General features: G+C 71.2%; 21 protein-coding genes and 1 tRNA gene. 11 read left to right on the top strand and 11 right to left on the bottom strand.

Translation table 11 applies throughout. The features are described from left to right. Positions 1-82 precede the first annotated feature (82 nt). Positions 83-811: a GntR family transcriptional regulator gene (locus IL992_RS01435; RefSeq protein ID WP_193201464.1), complete on the top strand. Its 729-nt coding sequence runs from the start codon at positions 83-85 to the stop codon at positions 809-811. An 83-nt stretch (positions 812-894) separates the two neighbouring features. After that, on the top strand, positions 895-1419 hold the full coding sequence (locus IL992_RS01430; protein ID WP_193201463.1) for a DinB family protein: 525 nt from the start codon (positions 895-897) through the stop codon (positions 1417-1419). Between the two features lie 62 nt (positions 1420-1481). Here the strand turns inward: IL992_RS01430 and IL992_RS01425 are convergent, their stop codons facing one another. From IL992_RS01425 to IL992_RS01410, 4 genes are all read right to left on the bottom strand, one after another. Next, the gene (locus IL992_RS01425) at positions 1482-2342 is read right to left on the bottom strand and encodes an endo alpha-1,4 polygalactosaminidase (protein ID WP_193201462.1); all 861 of its coding nucleotides are present in this window, start codon (positions 2340-2342) and stop codon (positions 1482-1484) included. 209 nt (positions 2343-2551) lie between these two features. Continuing rightward, positions 2552-3877: an ABC transporter substrate-binding protein gene (locus IL992_RS01420; protein WP_319018255.1), complete on the bottom strand. Its 1326-nt coding sequence runs from the start codon at positions 3875-3877 to the stop codon at positions 2552-2554. 2 nt (positions 3878-3879) lie between these two features. Beyond that, on the bottom strand, positions 3880-4797 hold the full coding sequence (locus tag IL992_RS01415) for a carbohydrate ABC transporter permease (protein WP_226872055.1): 918 nt from the start codon (positions 4795-4797) through the stop codon (positions 3880-3882). Next, complete coding sequence (locus IL992_RS01410) at positions 4794-5717, bottom strand: carbohydrate ABC transporter permease (protein ID WP_193201461.1); 924 nt, start codon at positions 5715-5717, stop codon at positions 4794-4796. Before IL992_RS01410 ends, IL992_RS01415 begins: the two co-directional genes overlap by 4 nt. Positions 5718-5911: 194 nt before the next feature. On the opposite strand from IL992_RS01410, the gene IL992_RS01405 reads away from it, so the two are divergent. Beyond that, a complete protein-coding gene (locus tag IL992_RS01405) occupies positions 5912-6835 on the top strand; it encodes a carbohydrate kinase family protein (protein ID WP_193201460.1) in 924 nt (307 codons plus the stop codon). After that, positions 6832-8136 (top strand): alpha-glucosidase/alpha-galactosidase, encoded by a 1305-nt coding sequence (gene melA / locus IL992_RS01400; protein WP_193201459.1) that lies wholly within the window; start codon positions 6832-6834, stop codon positions 8134-8136. Before IL992_RS01405 ends, melA begins: the two co-directional genes overlap by 4 nt. Positions 8137-8173: 37 nt before the next feature. On the opposite strand, the gene IL992_RS01395 is transcribed toward melA, so the two are convergent. Further along, positions 8174-8965, bottom strand: a complete 792-nt coding sequence (locus IL992_RS01395; RefSeq protein WP_193201458.1) for a DeoR/GlpR family DNA-binding transcription regulator — start codon at positions 8963-8965, stop codon at positions 8174-8176. Beyond that, positions 8962-10287: a family 4 glycosyl hydrolase gene (locus IL992_RS01390; protein ID WP_193201457.1), complete on the bottom strand. Its 1326-nt coding sequence runs from the start codon at positions 10285-10287 to the stop codon at positions 8962-8964. Before IL992_RS01390 ends, IL992_RS01395 begins: the two co-directional genes overlap by 4 nt. Before the next feature lie 226 nt (positions 10288-10513). Between IL992_RS01390 and IL992_RS01385 the strand changes: the two genes are divergently transcribed. The 3 genes from IL992_RS01385 to IL992_RS01375 are packed head-to-tail and all read left to right on the top strand — an operon-like array spanning position 10514 to position 13188. Then, complete coding sequence (locus IL992_RS01385) at positions 10514-11407, top strand: SIS domain-containing protein (RefSeq protein ID WP_193201456.1); 894 nt, start codon at positions 10514-10516, stop codon at positions 11405-11407. Then, positions 11404-12342, top strand: coding sequence for a 1-phosphofructokinase family hexose kinase (locus IL992_RS01380; protein WP_319018253.1), 939 nt, complete (start codon positions 11404-11406; stop codon positions 12340-12342). The genes IL992_RS01385 and IL992_RS01380 overlap by 4 nt, the downstream gene beginning before the upstream one ends. A 21-nt stretch (positions 12343-12363) precedes the next feature. After that, the gene (locus IL992_RS01375; protein ID WP_193201455.1) at positions 12364-13188 is read left to right on the top strand and encodes a class II fructose-bisphosphate aldolase; all 825 of its coding nucleotides are present in this window, start codon (positions 12364-12366) and stop codon (positions 13186-13188) included. A 59-nt stretch (positions 13189-13247) separates the two neighbouring features. Here the strand turns inward: IL992_RS01375 and IL992_RS01370 are convergent, their stop codons facing one another. The 3 genes from IL992_RS01370 to IL992_RS45675 all read right to left on the bottom strand — a co-directional run bounded on the left by IL992_RS01370 (position 13248) and on the right by IL992_RS45675 (position 16528). Continuing rightward, the gene (locus tag IL992_RS01370) at positions 13248-14033 is read right to left on the bottom strand and encodes a DeoR/GlpR family DNA-binding transcription regulator (RefSeq protein WP_139577124.1); all 786 of its coding nucleotides are present in this window, start codon (positions 14031-14033) and stop codon (positions 13248-13250) included. Positions 14034-14114: 81 nt separating this feature from the next. Further along, on the bottom strand, positions 14115-15437 hold the full coding sequence (locus tag IL992_RS01365; protein ID WP_193201454.1) for a DUF2786 domain-containing protein: 1323 nt from the start codon (positions 15435-15437) through the stop codon (positions 14115-14117). 149 nt (positions 15438-15586) lie between these two features. Beyond that, entirely contained in the window at positions 15587-16528 is a 942-nt protein-coding gene (locus IL992_RS45675; protein ID WP_226872054.1) for a 2'-5' RNA ligase family protein, read from the bottom strand. A gap of 175 nt (positions 16529-16703) precedes the next feature. On the opposite strand from IL992_RS45675, the gene IL992_RS01350 reads away from it, so the two are divergent. Next, positions 16704-16904, top strand: a complete 201-nt coding sequence (locus tag IL992_RS01350; RefSeq protein ID WP_193201453.1) for a hypothetical protein — start codon at positions 16704-16706, stop codon at positions 16902-16904. A gap of 147 nt (positions 16905-17051) precedes the next feature. Here the strand turns inward: IL992_RS01350 and IL992_RS01345 are convergent. Continuing rightward, positions 17052-17128: transfer RNA gene (locus tag IL992_RS01345), tRNA-Lys, on the bottom strand. A 160-nt stretch (positions 17129-17288) separates the two neighbouring features. On the opposite strand from IL992_RS01345, the gene IL992_RS01340 reads away from it, so the two are divergent. Next, positions 17289-17651, top strand: coding sequence for a PRC-barrel domain containing protein (locus IL992_RS01340; RefSeq protein ID WP_193201452.1), 363 nt, complete (start codon positions 17289-17291; stop codon positions 17649-17651). 118 nt (positions 17652-17769) lie between these two features. On the opposite strand, the gene IL992_RS01335 is transcribed toward IL992_RS01340, so the two are convergent. Next, complete coding sequence (locus tag IL992_RS01335; protein ID WP_193201451.1) at positions 17770-18366, bottom strand: nucleotidyltransferase family protein; 597 nt, start codon at positions 18364-18366, stop codon at positions 17770-17772. A gap of 55 nt (positions 18367-18421) precedes the next feature. On the opposite strand from IL992_RS01335, the gene IL992_RS01330 reads away from it, so the two are divergent. Together IL992_RS01330 and IL992_RS01325 are read left to right on the top strand one after the other, a co-directional pair. Then, entirely contained in the window at positions 18422-18925 is a 504-nt protein-coding gene (locus IL992_RS01330; protein WP_193201450.1) for a DUF1360 domain-containing protein, read from the top strand. 130 nt (positions 18926-19055) lie between these two features. Then, entirely contained in the window at positions 19056-19556 is a 501-nt protein-coding gene (locus IL992_RS01325) for a DUF6328 family protein (RefSeq protein WP_193201449.1), read from the top strand. Positions 19557-19603 lie beyond the last annotated feature (47 nt).

Here is a 19603-nt window from a genome sequence, read left to right as displayed (position 1 = left end):
TCGGGCTGTCAAGAGGCGAAATATCGGGTATTCGCAGGCACGACGATGGGAGGAGTGGTCAACTACTGGTAAGGTCTGGGACGTGCAGAGACTTCCAGCAGGCCTCAAACGCGACCGGGTCAGAGACGTCCTGCTCGACCTGATCGCCGACAAGGACCCCGGCACCGCCATCCCCTCGGAACGCGACCTGTCCCGGGAGCTCGGCGTCTCCCGACCGACCCTCCGCGCGGCGATCGACGGGCTCGTACGGCAGGGCATGCTCGTGCGGGAGCACGGGCGGGGGACGTTCACCGGCCGCCGGAAGGTCACCCAGCCCCTCGCGGCCGGCGACGACTCCTTCCATGCCCCCGCCGCCGAGGGAAACTGGCTCAGCCGCATCCTGGAGTTCGACTCGGCCCCGGCCACCGCCCGGCTGGCCCATCGCCTGCAGGTCTCCCCCGCCGACCCGGTCCTGCGCGTCGTACGGCTCCGCCTGGTGGACGACGAGCCGATGGCGATCGAGCGCATCCATCTGCCGCATCGCCTGGTCGAATCCCTGCGGCCCGACGACATGGTCTCCGGCTCGTTCTACCGGTTCCTGCGCACGAGGTTCGGCATCGACGTCCGCCGCGCCACCCAGAGCATCGAGCCGACCGTCACCGACGAGACCGAGGCCGAACTGCTCGGCGTCCCCCAGCACGCCCCCGCCCTGCTCATCGAACGCACGGCCCGCGAGGCCGGCGGCCGGGTCGTGGAGTTCACCCGGTCCATCTACCGCGGCGACCGCTACCGCATCACCTCAGAACTGCACTTCGACGACACCTCCGGCTGACGCGGGCGCATCCGAGTGCCGGTTCGCTGACAGCGTGGGCAGGGGCTCTTGCCGGGGGCCGGCGCGCTCCGTACGGTCCGGGCATGGCCACTCTTCCTTCGACAGAGCCGGCACTGGCGGTGGTGCGGGCCGCCACGGGCGACGAACGGCAGGTCCTAAAGGCGTTCCTCGACTTCCTCCGCGCGATGGTCGTCCGCAAGGCCCAGGGGCTGTCCGAGCAGGACGTACGCCGGCGTCACGTGCCGTCGGCGACGACGCTGGCCGGGCTGGTCAAGCACCTGACCCTGGTGGAGCGGAACTGGTTCGAGCGGGTGCTGGCCCAGGACCCGGCCATGGCGCCTCCTTCGGAGAAGGACGCCGACGGGAGCTTCGCGGTCGGCGACGACGACACCGTCGAGTCCCTGATCACGGCGTACGAGGAGGCCTGCGCGGCCTCGCGGCGCATCGCCGCACGGTTCCCGCTCGACCACGAGGTGCCGCACGAGCAGGTCGGCCCGATCTCGTTGCGCTGGATCTATGTGCACATGATCGAGGAGACCGCGCGGCACGCCGGGCACGCGGACATCCTCAGGGAGCTCACCGACGGCGCCACCGGATCCGTCGTCTGAGTGGACGCGGCGACGCCGGACCCCTCACGGGGCCCGGCGTCCTCTCCGCGCTCAGCGAGTGATCAGCGGCAGGCGACGCGGTAGGCGTCGAGTTCGAGGCGCTTCTTCAGTGAGTTGAAGTTCTGCGCGTTGGCCTTGCCGCAGAACTTCGAGGTGGCGAGGTTGTACTCCACGTTGAAGACGGCCTTGCCCGCCTTCACGAACTGGTCGAGGCCGTAGTCGCCGTTCTGCGCGGTGGTGCACTCACTGAACTCCCAGCACTGCTCGTTCAGCGCCCAGTCGAAGTACGGCAGGAGCTGCGGGATCTGCTCGTTGTCGTTCTTCAGGCCGGCCGACAGCCCGCGGGCGTGGGCCTCGTTCGCCAGCCAGGCGTTGTAGCGGAGCTGGTCGTCCGCGGTGAGCGGAAAGCCGGTCTTGTTGGTGTAGCCGTCGACGTTGTCGAACTCCACGGCGTCGAAGCCCTTGGCCTTGCACATGTCGAGTCGCGCCCGCATGATCTGGCCGAGCGTGCCGCCGTATTGCCGGATGTCGAGCCAGCGCTCGCCCGCCCAGCCGTCGAGGGCCTTGCCGAGCACCGAGGCGGGGAAGGAGGTGGCGTCGGGCCGCCAGTCCTCGTAGGACCCGGCGCTGATGTAGCAGACGACCGTGCGGCCGGTCTTGGTGGCGTGCAGCCGCTGGACGGTCGCCGCCGTGGCGTTGAAGCCGTCGATGTCGTACATCGCGACGTCCAGGAACGGCTCCGCCGGCACCGAGCTGAGCTGCCACTGCCAGCTCGTGTTCAGCGGGGGGTGCCAGCAGCCGGCGCACGAGACGGGAGCGGGCAGTGCCGTCGCCGCGTTCGCGGCTGCCTGGGCGCCGACGAGCGCGCCGAGGAACGCCGTGGAGGCGGCGAGCATCGCCGCCAGGTATCGGAGAATGCGCATGTTCTTCCTCGCAGTGAGATCGGCGGGGCGCATGCGTGCTGTTCCGCACTCTCCACATCGCCTCGCCCCCGGGGGATGCGACGGTGTGGAGTGGCGTGACCCAGGGAGGTCGGCAGGGCGCACGCCAGCACGGGGTAGGGAACCTCCTCTCCCTCTCGGGGAACTCCGGCGGCGCGATCAGCCGCCGGAGAACCGAGCGGTCGGGAAACTCAGCCGCCGGAGAACAGGGCGTTGACCTTCTGGTTGGCCGCGGTCAGCGCGGTGCGCGCGTCCTTCTGGCCGAGCCAGACCTCCTCCATCGCGGTGGAGACGATCTGGTTGATCTCGTCGCCGTGGTCGCTCACCGGCAGCAGGAACGTGCCGCCGGGCGCCTTGGCCTCGTCGACGAACATCTGCACGTCGCGGCCCGCCGCCTTGTGGGCCTTGAGCGCCCGCTCCACCGAGGAGGTGATGGCCGGGAAGACCACCGCGTTGTCGGCGACGATGTCCTGGCAGGCCGTGGAGCCGAGGAACTTCACCCACTTCCAGGCGGCGTCCTTGTGCTCGGTTCCCGCGTAGATGACGTCGGCGAGGCCGTTGAAGGCGGACTTGCGGCCCTGCGGCCCGGTCGGCAGCGGCGCGAAGGCGAACTTCTGCGACTTCGAGTCGAGGTAAGTCCTGATCATCCAGGAGCCGGTGATGCCGAGCGCGCCCTTGCCCGCGTTCAGCATTGTGTCCGGGCCCAGCGAGCTCGTCTTGTCGTACGGCGTGGCGTACCCCTTGTCGGCCAGGCTTCTGAACCAGTCGGCGGTCTCGGCGAGCTTGGGGCTGTCGTAGAAGTAGCGGGTGCCGAAGGGGTTCTTGTCGATGAACGTGAAGCCGTTGGAGACCGCCAGGTCGCCCCAGCCGTTCTGGCCCTGCGAGCCGTCGTTCAGTTCGGGCACGATGCCGTGCACGGCGACCTTGGTCTTGTCGAAGCCGGGCTCGTCGCCGCGCTTGCCGTCCGCGTCCACGGTCAGGCGGGCGATGGCCTTCTCGAAGGTGCCGCCGTCGGTGGGGTTCCACGTGAGGTCGGACATGTCGACCCCCGCCTTCTTCGCCATGTCCACGTTGTAGACGATCGCGATCGTGTCCCAGTCCTTGGGCAGGCCGTACCGCTTGCCGTCCTTCACCCAGAGGTCGGCCAGGCCTGGCCAGTACTGACTCAGGTCGATCTTGTCGGCCGTCACCATCGGCTGGATGTCCAGGAGCTGGCCGTTCGCGACGAACTGGGGATAGTACGACGCCTGCATCGTGATCACGTCGGGGGCGCCGCCGGAGACCATCTGGGTGGTGAGGTTCTGCCAGTACTGGTCCCAGGCGCTCTGCGAGATCTTGATGGTGATGTCCGGGTTGGCCTTGTGGAACGCGTCGGCGCACTGCTGGTAGGCGCCCTGCTGGACGTCGTCCCACAGCGCGTACGTCAGCGTGACGCCGCCGGCGTCCGCCGAGCCGCCGCCCCCGCCGCAGGCCGCCGTCAGGAGCAGGGCGGTCACCGCCATGAATGCCTTCTTCACCGTCAACCCTTCATGCCGGAGAACTGAATGGAGTCCACGAGACGGCGGCCGAAGAAGACCACCAGCAGCAGGACGGGGACGACCGACAGAGCGGAGCCCGCCATCAGGCCGGTCCAGTCGGGCGAGGTGTTGGGCGACTGCTTGAGGAAGATGCCGAGCGCGGCGGTGAGCACGCGGGTGTCCTCGCCGGGCGCCACGAGCAGCGGCCACAGGTAGTCGTTCCAGGTCCACACCGCGGTCGTCAGCGCAAGGGTGAACAGGGGCCCCTTGGTCATGGGCAGCACCACCCGCCAGAAGACCGTCCACGGCCCGGCTCCGTCGATGAACGCCGCCTGCTCGACGTCACGCGGGATGCCGAGGAAGAACTGGCGCAGGAAGAACACCGCGAACGGCGTCATGAGCAGGCTCGGGGCGACCAGGCCCTGGTACGTGTTGAGCCATCCGAGCTGCTTCACCAGGGCGAAGTTGGGCAGCAGCGTGAAGATCGGGGGCACCATCAGCGCGGCGACGAACATGGTGAACAGGGCGTCCCTGCCGCGGAAGCGCAGCCGCGCGAACGCGTATCCGGCCATCGCGCAGAAGAGCGTCTGGGCGCAGGTGATCAGGCCGGTGTAGACGACGGAGTTGCGCAGGTAGAGGAAGAAGCTGAGGTTCGCCCCCGACCCGCCGGCCGCGCGGGCCTCGTCCCGGCTCACCAGGCCGAGCACACGCTCGAAGTTGATCAGCGTGGGGTGCCGGGGCAGCAGCCCGGCGTTGTCCGACGGCAGTTCCGGGCCGGGGGTGATCGCGGTCCGCAGCATCCAGTAGAGCGGGAAGAGCGAGATCCCGAGGGCGAGGATCAGGCAGATCCAGGCCGGCAGACGGCGCAGCCTCCGGCGGCCCACGCTCGTCGGCGCGCTCATGCTCACCGCCGCGCTCATGCGAGATCCGACCGGGAGGCGCGCAGGAGACGCATCTGGACGAAGGTCAGCAGGCCGAGGATGAGCACCAGGCTCAGTGCCAGCGCCGAGGCGTATCCCATCTTGAAATGGGTGAACGCCTCCTCGTAGATGTAGTAGTAGACGACGCGGGTGGCGTCCACCGGCCCTCCCTTCGTGGTCACCGCGACGGCGTCGAACAGCTGAAACGAGTCGATCAGCGAGACCACCAGGACGAACGCCAGGATCGGGCGGAGCAGCGGCAGGGTGATGCGGAAGAACTGGCGCACCTCGCCGGTGCCGTCGAGCGCCGCCGCCTCGTAGATCTGCCGCGGCACCAGCAGCATCCCGGCGTACAGCAGCAGCGTGGTGTATCCCGTGGCGCCCCAGGCGTTGATCGCCGCCACGCTCGGCATCGCCAGGTCGGGCGAGGTCAGGAAGCCCTGGTTGTCCAGGCCGAGGCTGACCAGCAGGTGGTTGAGGAAGCCGAGGTTGGCGTCGAGCAGCCACATCCACAGCAGGGCCGAGGTCACGTTGGGCACCAGCCAGGGCACGACCAGCAGCGAGCGGAGCACGAGCGACCGGGTGAGGCGGTGCATCAGGGCGGCCAGGCCCAGGCCCACGACGATCTGCATCCCGACGGTGAGCACCACGTAGTAGGCGGTGACCTTCAGCGAGTTCCAGAACAGCGGGTCCCGGACGAGCTCGGCGTAGTTGTCCAGGCCGACGAACCCGGGCTCGGACAGCAGGTTCCAGTCCGTCAGCGAGTACCAGGCTCCGCGTACGGCGGGATAGACGTAGAAGGCGGCGAACCCGATGAGCACGGGCGCCAGGAAGGCCAGCGCCACCCTGCCGTCCCCGCGTCTGCGGCGGGGCAGGACGGCGCCCGCGGGCTCCGTTTTCGTGAGGGTCGCGGTCGTCATCGTCGCGGCATCTCCAGACCTCCTGAGACCACCGGGACGAGCCGGTGCGGGCGGGATGTTGGAGACCATAATGGTCCCTTTCGAAACCTTGTCAATACCTTCGAAGACGCCACATCCGCCGCTTTCTGCGCTGCTTCCAGGGTGGTTTCGCAAGACTTGACAAGTTATCGAAGGTGCTGGGAGCGTTCCGGTCCATGGGGAGACCAGATTTCGACCTGCTCGTCGTCGGTGACGCGAACCCCGACGTGGTCGTCACGGGAGCGCCGCGCGTGCCGGAGTTCGGCCAGCGCGAGCGGCTCGTCGAGGCCGGCGCGCTGGTGCTCGGCGGATCGGGGGCGATCACTGCCTGCGGCGCGGCCCGGCTGGGCCTGCGCACCGCCTTCGCCGGCCGGGTGGGCGACGACGCCGCGGGCGCGTTCGTGCTCGACGTGCTCACGCGCAGCGGAGTGGACGTCTCCGCCTGCGTGGTGGACCCCGAGGCTCCGACGGCCCTCACCGTGGTGCTGACCGACGGCGGCGACCGGGCCATCCTGACCGCGCCTGGCTGCCTGGACCGGCTCGGACCGGGCGACGTGCCGTCGGCGCTGCTGGAACGCGCCGCCCACGTCCACGTCTCGTCCTACTTCCTGCAGCCCCGGCTGGCCGCCGGCCTTCCCGCCCTGTTCCGTACGGCACGGGCCGCGGGGGCCACCACGTCCCTGGATACCAACGACGACCCGTCGGGCCGCTGGGAGGGGCTCGACGAGGTCCTGCCGCTGACCGGCGTCCTGCTGCCCAACGAGCGCGAGGCCCTCGCCATCGCCGGACGGGCCGACGGCGACCTCGAAGGCGCCGTACGCGACCTCGCCGCCCGGGGCACCACGCCCGTGGTCAAGTGCGGCGGCGACGGCGCGCTGACCATCCACGAAGGCGAGCCGCTCCGTGTGCCGGCCGACGCGGCCACCGTGGCCGACACGGTCGGGGCCGGCGACAGCTTCAACGCCGGCCTCCTCGCGGCCCGCCTGCGCGGGCTCCCGCTCCGCCGCGCCCTGGAGGTCGCGGTGGCCTGCGGCACCCTCTCCACCCGAGCCGCGGGGGGCACAGCGGCGCAGCCGACCTGGGAGGAAGTCACCCGATGAGGAACCCGAAGATCGTCTTAATCGGCGCGGGAAGCGTCGTCTTCACCCAGGGCCTGCTCGCGGACCTGCTGGCCTACCCCGAGCTGCGGGAGGCCCGGATCGCGCTGCACGACATCGACGCCGAGCGGCTGCGGGTCGCCGAGACCGTCGCGCACCGGATCGCGGCGGCCCGCGGGGCCCGGCCGACGATCACCGCCGATCTCGACCGCCGGGCCGCGCTCGACGGCGCCGACTTCGTGATCAATATCATCCAGGTGGGCGGGCACGACGCGACCGTCACCGACTTCGAGATCCCCGCCCGGTATGGCCTGCGGCAGACGATCGCCGACACGATCGGCGTCGGCGGGATCTTCCGGGCGCTGCGCACCTTCCCGGTCCTGGACGCCCTCGCGGCCGACATGGCCGCCGTCTGCCCCGACGCCCTGCTGCTCAACTACACCAACCCGATGGCCATGAACGTCTGGTATCTCAGCGGAAAGGTGCGCAACGTCGTCGGCCTGTGCCACTCGGTGTACTGGACCATGCGGGGGCTGGCCGACCTGGTGGCCGTGCCGTACGAGGAGGTCGCGTACCTGGCCGCGGGGGTGAACCACCAGGCGTGGGTGCTGCGGTTCGAACGGGACGGCGAGAACCTGTACGAGCGGCTGGACGACGCCATCGCGCGCGACCCCGAGCTGCGCCGCCGGGTGCGGGTGGAGATGTACCGGCGCCTGGGCCACTACCCGACCGAGACCAGCGAGCACTCGGCCGAGTATCTGCCCTGGCTGCTGCGCCACGACGACGAGATCGACCGGCTGCGCATCCCGGTGGGCGAGTACGTGCGGATCAGTGAGGAGAACGTGCGCGAGTACAAGCGCACCCGCGACGCCGTACGGCACGGCGGGGACCTGCCCGTGGAGGGCACCGGCGAGTACGCCCCGCAGATCATCCACAGCATCGTGAGCGGCACCCCGCGCGTGGTCTACGGCAACGTCGTCAACGACGGGCTGATCGCCAACCTGCCGCCCGGGTGCGTGGTGGAGGTGCCGTGCGCGGTGGACGCGACCGGGGTGCTGCCCACCCGGGTCGGCGCCCTCCCGCCGCAGTGCGCCGCGCTCAACCGGGCGTACGTCAACGTCAACGAGCTGACCGTGCGGGCCGCGCTGGAGGGACGGCCGGAGCACGTGCGGCACGCCATGATGGTGGACCCGAACACGTCGGCGACGCTGTCGCTGGAGGAGATCTGGCGGCTGTGCGACGACCTGACCCGGGCGCACGGCGACCTGCTCCCGGAGGCGCTGCGCGTGCCCCTCGCGACCTGACGCGCCGGGATGTGGCGCCAGGCGGCGTCAGGCGGCGTCAGGCGGCGATCTCCACCTTCAGGCCGCGATCGCGGAGCACGGCCACCGTCGCCGGGTCGGCCGCCTCCCCCGTGATGAGCAGGTCGATCTCCGACAGCGGGCAGATCGGCGCCATCCCGATCGCCCCGAGCTTGGAGGAGTCGGCGACCACGATGCGGCGGCCGGCCGCCCGCAGCATGCGCTGCTTCATCTCCGCGTCGGGCAGGTTCACGTTGGTGATCCCGACGTCCGGGTGGACGCCGCCGCAGCCGATGAAGACCGTGTCCACCCGGATGCCCTCGATGGCCTTGCCGCCGAGCGGATCCACCAGGGAGTGCTGCTGGCGGCGCAGGCTCCCCCCGGTCACGACGACGGCGAAGCGGGGCAGCGCGGGCTCCAGTTCCAGCGCCGTGCGCAGGCCGTTGGTGAAGACCGTGACCTCAGTGAGGTCGGCCCGGGCGACGAGTTCCCTGGCCACGTAGGCGGTGGTGGTTCCCGCGCCCATCATCACGCTCTCCCCCGAGCCGACCAGCCGGGCCGCCGCCTTGGCGATCAGCGCCTTCTCCACCGCCGCCGTGCCGAGCGACAGCTCGAACGACGGCTCGGTGCGCCGCGGCGGGCCGGCCGCGACGGCCCCGCCGCGGACCCGGCGGATGCGGCCCTGCTCCTCCAGCGCGTCCAGGTCGGCGCGTACGGTGACGCTGGAGACGCCGAACGCCTCGGCGAGCTCGGCGACCCGGGCGAACTCCTGCTCCATGAGCATGCCGAGCATGCGCTCCCGCCGCACCTCCGTGGGCATGGAGTCGGTCATGGCCTGCTCCCGGCCCTGCTCCCGGTGGGGCGGACGCCCTCCGGCAGCAGGTCGCCGTGCGCCTCGATCAGCTCGTCGCAGAGCGCCTCGATCGCGGGCAGCGGCAACGTCGCGGCGGTGTTGGGGTCGAGCATCGCGGCGTGGTGGACGTGCCGTCGGTCGCCGTCGAGCACCGCGCGCACGGTCAGCTCGACGACGTTGAGGAACGTGCGGTTGAGCGCCACGAGCTGGATGGGCAGCTCTCCCACCGGCCGAGGGTGGACGCCGTCGGCGTCGACAAGGGCGGGCACCTCCACGCAACAACCCTCGGGCAGGTTGCCGATCAGCCCGTGGTTGGGGACGTTGACGTAGACCTCCTTCTCCTGGCCGGTCAGCATGGCCAGGAGCGCGGCGGCGGCGGGCTCCTGGTGCTGCCAGCGCACCAGCAGCGACCGGCCGGCCGACAGCGCCCGTCGCGTCTCCTCGTACAGGTGCAGGCTGTGGCCCACCCGCCGCAGGTACTCCTCGGGACGCACCCCGAGGCGGGCGGTCTCCTCGCTGTGCCGCATGAACCACGGCACGTACTCGGCGGCGTGCTCGCTCGACTGGGTCGGGTAGTAGCCGAACCTGCGGTAGAGCTCCACCCGCACGTGCCGCCGCAGCTCGGGATCGGCGTCGAGCACTTCGTCGAGGTCGGGATACAGCGAGCGGCCCTCGGCCTCGAACCGCAGCACGAACGACTGGTGGTTGAGACCGGCGCTGAGGAACGTGACCTCGTCCAGCCCCCGGCCGACCAGATCGGCCAGGTACGCGTGCGTGTCGCAGACGGCGTGGCACACCCCGGCGAACCGCGTGAAGCCGGTCGCCTCCTGCACCGCCCAGCCCGTCATCGCCATCGGGTCGCTGCAGCTCAGCAACCAGGCGTCCGGGCACAGCTCGGCCATCTCGCGGCCCAGCTCGACGAAGACCGGAATCGTCCGCAGCCCGCGGAAGATGCCGCCGATGCCGATGGTGTCGCCGATCGTCTGGCGCAGGCCGTATCTGTGCGGGATCTCGAAGTCGCGCAGGGTCGCCTCGAACCCGCCCACGTCGATGTGGCCGACGACGAAGTCGGCGCCGTCCAGCGCCCTGCGCCTGCTCGGGCAGGTGACGATCGTCGCCACCGAACCGGCTTCGGCGTCGAGCGCGCGGACCAGGGCCTCGGTCGTCGCGAGCTGCCCGGGGTTCTCGTCGTGCAGCACGATTTCCAGCTCGCCCCGCAGCGAGGGGGCGAGGAGAAGATCCGAGACCACCCTGCGCGTCAGCTCCACGTCCCCGACGCCGACGAAGACGATGCGCGCCATCCCCACCTCCCGCCCGGTACGTGCGCGAAGACTACTTCACCCGATGCTCCCACGCACCCCATGAAAAGGCGATGCGCAATCTTGCGCGCAATCCGCGATTTCCGCTCACATCATGTCGTCGCCTGTCCTGGTCCGTTGGCGTTCGCGACGCCCGCACGGCGTCCTCCATTGCTCGAATCTGCTCGATAGTGCTACAAATCTTGCATCAATGAGCACTGGAGGGCCCGTGAGTCACACCGAGACCGAGATCGCGTCCCAGCCCGCCTGCTGGAGCCGAGCCGCCGGCCTGTCCTCCTCCGGCGCCCTGCCGGCGAGGGGCGAACGGGTGGCGGTGGTCGGCTGCGGCACCTCGTGGTTCATCGCCCAGGCGTACGCCGCGCTCCGCGAGGGCGCGGGGCACGGCGAGACCGACGCCTTCCCCGCCTCCGAGGCCCCGATCGGCCGCCCATACGACCGGGTGCTCGCGCTCACCAGGTCGGGCACCACGACCGAGGTGCTCGACCTGCTCCGCCGCGTCCGCGAGCAGGGCGGGGAACGGGCCCGGACGGCCGCGGTCACCGCCGATCCGCACACGCCGGTCATGTCCCTCGCCGACGAGGTCGTCGTCCTCGACTTCGCCGACGAGCGGTCGGTCGTGCAGACGCGGTTCGCCACGGCGCAACTCGCCATGCTGCGGGCGCACCTCGGCGAGGACCTCACCGGGGCGATCGCCGACGCGGAGCGCGCGCTCGCCGAACCGCTGCCCCCCGGCCTCGTCGCCGCCGAGCAGTTCTCCTTCCTTGGCACCGGCTGGACGTACGGCCTGGCGCGGGAGGCGGCGCTGAAGATGCGGGAGGCCTCGCAGTCGTGGACGGAGGCCTACCTCGCCATGGAGTATCGCCACGGCCCGATCAGCATCGCCGCGCCCGGACGCGTCACGTGGGCGTTCGGCTCGGTTCCGCGCGGCCTGCGGGGCGAGGTGGAGGCCACCGGCGCCACGTTCGTGGAGGGCGGCCTCGACCCCATGGCCGAGCTGATCCGGGTGCAACGGCTCGCGGTCGCCAGGGCGCACGCCCGCGGTCTCGACCCCGACACGCCGGCGCACCTCACCCGATCGGTCATCCTCCCCGAATCGCCGTGACCGGCGTGATCCTCACCGTCACGCTGAACGCGGCGCTCGACGTCACCTACGGCGTCGACGACGTCGACTGGGACGGCGTCAACCGTGTGCGCGGCGTGCACCGCAGGGCGGGCGGCAAGGGGGTCAACGTGGCCCGCGTCCTCACCGCTCTCGGCCATGAGGTCCTCGCCACCGGCCTGGCCGGCGGCCCGACCGGCGACGCCGTGCTCGCCGACCTGGCCGCGGCCGGCGTCCCCGCCGCGTTCACCCCCATCGCGGGAGAGACCCGCACCACCCTCGCCGTCCGCACGGCCCGGCGGACCACGCTGTTCAACGAGCCCGGGCCGATGGTCACCCCGGAGGAGCTGGCCCGGTTCCTCGACGCGTACGAGGGGGTCCTCGGCCGGGCGTCCGCCGTGGTGATCTCCGGCAGCCTCCCGCGCGGAGTGCCCGCCGACCTCTACGCCACGCTGGCCGCCGTCGCCGCCCGGCACGACGTCCCCGCCGTCGTGGACGCCGACGGCGCTCCCCTGCGCCACGCCCCCGCCGGCCGGCCCGCCGTGCTCAAGCCCAACGCCGAGGAGCTCGCCCGCGCCCTGGACCCGGACACCGGGGCGGCGGTGGACATCGCCGCCGGGGCCCGCCTCCTGAGAGACGAGGGCGCCGGGTCGGTCGTGGTCTCGCTGGGGGCGGACGGCGTGCTCGCCGCGACCCCGGAGGGGACCTGGCGGACCCGCATGCCCTACCCGGTGGAGGGCAACCCGACCGGCGCCGGCGACGCGCTGGTGGCCGGACTCGCGCTCGGCCTGGTGGAGGGCACGCCGTGGCCCGAACGGCTCCGCCGGGCGGCCGCCCTCGGCGCCGCCGCCGTCGCCGTCCCCGTCGCGGGCGACTTCGATCCCGGCGTCTACCGGCGTGTCCACCCCGGCGTCACCGTCGAACCCCACCACCCCTGACCGGACCTTCGGAGGCCCACCATGCCCCTCGCCGGCATCGGCGACATCATCCGCGACGCGCCCCTGGGCGTGGGCGCGTTCAACATGATCCAGCTCGAACACGCGGAGGCCATCGTCGCAGGCGCCGAGTCCGCCGGCGTCCCCGTGGTGCTGCAGATCAGTGAGAACTGCGTGCGCTACCACGGCGCGCTGGCCCCGGTCGCGCTGGCGTCGCTCGCCCTGGCCCGGGCCGCCGCCGTCCCGGTGGCCGTGCACCTCGACCACGCCACCGACAGGTCCCTGGTCGAGGAGGCCGTCGGCCTCGGCCTCGGCTCGGTGATGTACGACGCGTCCGCCCTGGACCACGAGGCCAACGCGACGGCCACGGCCGAGGTGTCGCGCTGGTGCCACGAGCGCGGCGTGTGGGTGGAGGCCGAGCTCGGCGAGATCGGCGGCAAGGACGGCGTGCACGCCCCGGGCGCCAGGACCAGGCCGGACGAGGCGGCCGGCTACGTCGAGAGGACCGGGGTGGACGCCCTGGCCGTCGCGGTCGGCAGCTCGCACGCCATGACGACGAAGGACGCGGTTCTCGATCTCGGCCTGATCGCCGAGCTCCACACCGCCGTCCCGGTCCCGCTGGTGCTGCACGGCTCCTCCGGGGTTCCGGACGAGACCATTCGAGCGGCCGTACGGCACGGCATGAAGAAGATCAATATCGCGACCCATCTCAACAAGGCGTTCACGGCGGCGGTCCGCGACCGCCTGACCGCCGACACGTCCGTGGTCGACTCGCGCAAATATCTCAAGGCGGGCCGCGACGCGGTCACCCGGGAGGTCGCCCACCTCCTCGGCGTGCTGACCTCGTGACAGAGCCCCCGGCGCACGCGACCCGGTACACGGGACCGATGCGTGCGCCCGGAGGTCTCTCAGGCGCGTACGACCTTGACACCCGCGTCGGCGAAAGGCGCCGTCTGCTCCTCGGTCGCCGCGCTGTCGGTGACGAGGATGTCGATCTGGTTCACCGGGCAGATCCGGGCGAACGCCCGCCTGCCGAGCTTCGAGCTGTCCGCCACGATGACGACCTGCTGCGCGCGGGAGGCCATGATCTGGTTGACCGCCGCCTCCCCCTCGTTGTGGGCGCTCGCGCCGTGCTCCAGGTGCAGGGCGTCGACTCCCAGGATCGCCAGGTCCAGGGCGACGCGCTCCAGCATGCCGGCGGCGATCGGCCCGATCAGCTCGTATGACTGGGGCCGGGCGGAGCCGCCCGTGGTGACGACGTGGATCTGCGGGCGGAGCACCAGCTCGTTGGCGATGTTCAGGGCGTTGGTCACCACGGTGACCACCGGGCCCCGCTGGTCGGTGTTCAGGTCGGGGCGCGTGGCCAGCGCCCGGCCGACCTCCGTCAACGTCGTACCGCCGTTCAGGCCGACGGTGGCGCCGGCGGGGACCATCGCGGCCGCCGCGGCTCCGATGCGCTGCTTCTCCGGGGCGTGCCTGGCGACCTTGTATCGCAGGGGCAGGTCATAGGTGACGCTGTGCGCCGACGCCCCGCCACGCGTGCGGGTGAGGAGTTGCTGGGAGGCCAGCTCGTCGAAGTCCCGCCGCACCGTGGCGGGCGACACGCCGAGGTGCTCGGCGGTCTCCTCCACATCCAGGTGTCCGCGCTCGGCGAGCAGCTCCAGCAAGGTGTTCCACCGCTCGTATCTGCTCACGGCCACTCCTTGCTCACACCGCTGCCTGCGCGACCCATCATGCCCGGTCCTGGAGGTTCCGGGCCCAGGTACGCCTCCGGATCAACGGCCTCCCTCTGCGATCTTTCCGCGTACGTCGAGGACGGCCCGGTCGGCGGCGGCGCGGCCGGAGATCCAGCCCTCCCGGTTGCTGACCGCGCCCGCGCCGATCATGGTCAGCGTCGGGAAGATCTCCTCGACCTTCGCCTCGACGGCCTGTTCCCGGGCCGCCAGCACCGGCAGCAGGTCGCGCCCGGCATCGGCGGCGGCCTCCCGCACCGCCTGTCCCGCCGCTTCTTCCAGCCGCTCGCCGATCCGCTGGGCGTACGCCGCGAGGAACGACTGCCGGAACGACCGCGTGCGGGAACGGCCGGAGCCGTCCCGGCGAGATCCGGTCACTCTCATCGCGGTCGTGGCCTGCACCAGCAGGGAGGTGAACAAGACCTCCACCGCGGCCAGGTCCGCGGGGAATCCGAGCACGGTGGCGAACCCGAAATGCCGGCTCCACACGGAGCGGCAGTGGTTGGCCGAGGCGATGACGTCCAGCAGCATCGCCTTCGGGCCCTCGTAGGGCGCGTCGACACCCAGCCGGCGACCCTCCGGCCGACCGGCTCCATCCGGGCCGGCCGCCCCGGAGGCGAGCAGCGCGGCGTCGATGCTGTGCCGGGCCATCAGCGCCTGCGCCGCGGCGGTGAACGTCTCGGCCTCCGCCTCGAACTCGGTCGACTCGGCCTTGGCCAGCAGGGCCCGCACCCGGGCGAGCATCCGCTCGTCGACGGCGCCCCCGCGGGAGCCGGGCGTACGGCGGGCCGTTCCCGGCACGGGGCACAGCCGCTCCAGCGGCGGCAGCGTGGCCAGCAGATGGATCACCCGGAGCGCGCAGGCGACCATCGCGGTCCGGTCGCCGTTCTCACGGAGGTACTCCTCGTCGCGGCCCCACCACACCGTCGCGCCGATGGCCTCGAGCTGGTCGAGCCAGCGGTCGTCCACGGTCGCCGCGGCGTAGGCGCGCATCTCGGCCGCGACGGCGTCGGTCACGAGGCGGACGTGGCGGGCCTCCAGCCGCCGGCCCGCCAGCCGGACGACGTCGGCGGGCTGCCAGCCGCCGTGCCAGGCGTGCGTCACCTGCCGGTTCAGGGCGTCGAGCAGGGCGCGGTCCACGGCCTGGCGCAGCCCCTGGCCCTGCGCGAGGACCTTCACGCATCGCCGGAACTCGCCCTCGTCGAGGCGGCGCCGCGCCTCCAGCGCCGCGGACAGCAGTCCGGCTACCAGTTCCTCGGCCGCCTCCCCCGGAGAGCCGGACGACCAGGGGAAACTCCAGGCGGCGCCGCCCGGCGGCCCGAGGCTCCACCGCCGCCGCGCGTCCGCCCGCTCTCCGCCGCTCATCCGCTCGCCCTCCCCCGATCGACGCCTCCCGGAATCCTCGACGGCCGCCCCGGTCGGTCGTGCGAGCGATTCTGTCAGCCCCGGCCGCCGGTGCCGTGACGTTATCCACAGGCCGGCGGGAGTGGCTGTCAGGCGGGCCCGGCGGAATCTCATCCGAGCAGGCGGAAGCGTTCGGCCACGATCGGCGTGTCGTCGTCGATGACCGGGGTTCCGCCCAGGAAGGCGGACATCTCCGGGCCGGTCCAGAAGCGCTCGTGCGCGGCCCGCCACTGGGCGACGGTGTCGTACCCCTCACCCTCGTCGCGGGCGAACGCCTCGTCGATCTCCCGCATCGGCACCACCCGCACCTGCGTGGTCTCCAGCAGCGCCACTCGCCGCCCGGCCGAGTCGATCAGCGCCGTCCACCGGCCGACGACCGGGAGGGGATCACCGCAGTGCTCGTAGTCCGCCAGCAGACCCGCGGTGGCCGTCTTGTCCCCGCTCAGGATCGCCGCCACCAGGCGATCGCGAAGCGGCCCGGGGAAGGCGAACTCGGCCACCGGCGGCTCACCCAGGGGGAAGAACCCCTCCGCTCTCCAGCTCTCGCCGTCGAACACCCGCAGCGTCACGCCGCTGACGAGCGTCGTCACGGGTGGGCCGGCCGTCAGCTCGGCCGCGACCCCGGCGACGGCCTCGCCGCCGACCTCACCGCCGACCTCACCGCAGAGGCCCTCCGCGACCGTGAGGTGCGGCACGATGTCGCCGAAGCGGCCTCCGTACGGCGGCGCCTCCGGCCAACGGCCCACCACCGCCTCGGTGAGCTCGCGCAGCGGGCCGTCCGGTGCCGGTGCGAGGTAGAGCACGCCAGGGAAGCGGCCGACCTCCCCGAACGCGACCTCGAACGGCCGCCGCGCCGCGAACAGGTCCCGCAGTGCGGCGAGCACGCCGTCGTCGAGGCGTTCTCGCGGGAGGAACGGATACAGGAGGGTGACGTGCGCGGGCATGCCGTACGCCGCGGAGGAGTCGTAGCGTTCCCGCAGGCCCCGGACCAGGGGCTCGGCCGAGGGGACCTCCACCACCAGGGCGGTCTCACCGATCTCGAAAGGTGCCATGACCGACATACTCCCGCGAGATCGTCACGCGTACGACCAGATGCGACTGCGGGGAGTCACGTACCGCTCTGGGCATTTACATGGAGGATTCGACCAGATTAAATCTTTATTTCCAGATACGGAGTGATCTGGGCCACATTGGTGCCGTGCCTGATCGTGCGAGGAGTGGTGCCCCATGGTGTTCTCGCTGGCGAAGCGAATGATCTTCGCTCTCGGCCGGGGATTCGTGCGGCTCGGACGGTACTGGGCCGCCCAGTTCGGCCTCGCCTACGCGCTGACCTGGTCCCCCGACGCGCCCCACCTCGCGCATGAACAGGAGGAGGCCGAGCACTGGGACTGGTCGATCCCCTACCACTGGTACGAGACCTCTCGTTGACCGCCGCCCCGCCCGCCCTCCCGGCACGGAAGCGGCGCGTTCAGCGATCTCGGGCGACGAGCCGGGTCAGGAGCCGGGTCGCGAGCCGAAGGCCGGCCGGAAGAACGCGGAAGGCCCAGGTCAGCTATGCCGAACCGGGCCTTCTCGTGGTGCGCCGCCAGGGACTCGAACCCCGGACCCGCTGATTAAGAGTCAGCTGCTCTAACCAACTGAGCTAGCGGCGCCCGCACCACAAGAGTAGCGGCATCCGGAGGTGCTCCGCGCCACCGGCGCGCTCGTCTTGCCGGAACACGGGCGACCAGATCATGTCCTGCCCTTACGTGTCCGGGATGTTCCCCTTCTCACCTTCGGGTACGTGCAGTGACGACGAAGGGAGTGACCACCATGACACCGGATCTCTGGTCGTATTCCGACACCGTGTCGGGCACGGGACAGCAGATGGACATCGCCGGATACGACGTGCAGGCCGTGGACGGGAAGATCGGTTCCGTGGACGAGGCCACCTACGAGGCCGGCCAGAGCTACATCGTCGTGGACACGGGCCCGTGGATCTTCGGCAAGAAGGTCATGCTCCCCGCGAGTGTGGTGACGAGGATCGACTTCCAGGATCGCAAGGTCTTCGTCAGCCGCACCAAACAGGAGATCAAGAACGCGCCTGAGTTCGACGAGTCGGCGATGAGCGACCCGGGCTATCGGAACCGTGTCGGGGAGTACTACGGACGTTTCCCCCGCACTTCGTCCATGTGAGTGACATGTGGAAGGGGGCCGCGCCGTGTCACGGCACGGCCCCTCTCCACGCCGCCGAGCCGGACCCCGCCCGGCCCCTCCTCCGCATGGACCGGGACGGCGGGCCGGAGTGCGGCGTTCACGGCCAGGTGCTGTCCGGCCGAGGTGACGTAGGGGCGATGATGCGCAGCCGCTCCAGGAGCGTGACGAACGTCGACGCGTACGGCGACGGCGCGGCGACCGAGGCGACCCGGTCCCAGTCCACCTGCTCCCGCATGGCGCGGACCATGGGCAGCAGCGAGCCGTAGTCGCAGGCGTGCTCCGACAGCGGCAGTATCCAGGAGATGACAAGATCGGTGGCCTCGAGGACGGGCAGGCTCAGCGCGGCGGTGTTGATCGGCTCGGCTCGAGCGATCATGGCTTCGGTCACAGGCCTGTCGGCCAGCGAGAAGATCAGGTCGACGAGGATCCCTTCCTCGTCGAACGCCTTGACCAGCCAGTCCTCCGGTGGTTTCGCGGTCCGGAAACCCAGGCTTTCCAGGGTTTTCAGCGCGAGCGGGACGTCTTCCTCGACCAAGGCGAAGTCGACGTCGTGCAGTGACGGCGCGGCGCCCCTCGCGTAGCCGGCGCAGCCTCCGGCCAGAGCGAACCGCACCCCGGCCTCCTTGAGACCGGCCCCGGCGCGCTTGAGCGTCTCAAGAATCGCGTCGGTGACTTCGTGACTGTGACTACCCACTCACGTCGCTTGCCCAGCCATGTTCGCCGCAAACAATCCCGGGTAGGGCGCGCTCATGACCGAGACCCTCCAGGAGATCAAGCGCGAGTACGAGGGGCAGGACAACCGTCCGCTGGCCTCGTACACACGGGTTCTCGCGGTGTACGGCGGGGCCGTCACGGCGCTGCTCGCCGCGGCGAAACTGACAGGCCGCGAATGCCCCGAGAAGATCAAGGTGATGGACCTCATGCTCATGGGGCTGTTCACGCACCGGCTCTCGCGGACGCTCGCGAAGGACCCTGTCACCAGTCCCATCCGCGCCCCCTTCACCCGTTACGAGGGCGTCTCCGGCCCGGCGGAGCTCAAGGAGAAGGTCCGCGGTCACGGACTGCAGCACGCCGTGGGTGAGCTGCTGACCTGCCCGTTCTGCCTGTCCCAGTGGGTCGCGACGGGATACGCGGCGGGCACCGTGTTCTTCCCGAGGCTGACCCGGCTCGCCGGGGCGACCATGGCGGCCGTGGCGATCTCCGACTGGCTTCAGCTCGCCTACGCGCGCCTGATGAAGAAGGCCGAGGAATGAGCGAGCGGAGCGAGCGAATCGATAAGCACAGCGCGCTGGGTGGGGTGCTGATCTGCGCGCCTTCGGCACGACCCCTGTCTCGCGCGCCTTCGGCACGACCCAACCCCGAGCCGCCAGGCGAGGCAGCGGCATGAGTGAGGTGCTCGAGCCTCTGGAGAACACCGACGAGAGCCCGAAGGAGCGCGTCGACCGCGAGCTCGGCGAGCTGCTGCAGGGTCTCCGAGTGGCCGCGACGGGCGTGCAGGTGCTGTTCGCGTTCCTGCTGACGCTCCCGTTCTCCTCCGGTTTCGGCAAGATCGACACGACCGGGAACTGGTTGTTCTACCTGGCGGTCGTCAGCGCGGCGGTCGCGTCGATCTGCACGATCGCCCCGGCGACCCAGCACCGGATCCTGTTCCGGTCGGGGCTCAAGGAGTTGCTGCTGCGCCGGGCCAACCGGCTGGGCGTGGCCGGCGGGCTGGCCCTGGCCGTGTCCATGACCTGCTCCACCGCCCTGGTTCTGGACGCGCTGACCAGCCCCGGGCCCGCCGCGCTGGTCGGCGCGGGAGTGGCGCTGCTGTGTGCCTGGCTGTGGTTCGTCCAGCCGCTCCTGTCGCTGCGCCTGGTCAAGAACGAGGACCAGAAAATGTGAGCGCGCGACCGCGATACCCGCGGTCGCGCTCTTGTCCGCGTCGCGTC

It is taken from the genome of Microbispora sitophila (genome assembly GCF_014892245.1).
In the GTDB taxonomy this organism is placed as follows: domain Bacteria; phylum Actinomycetota; class Actinomycetes; order Streptosporangiales; family Streptosporangiaceae; genus Microbispora; species Microbispora siamensis.
This window is presented reverse-complemented; position numbering and strand designations above follow the sequence as displayed.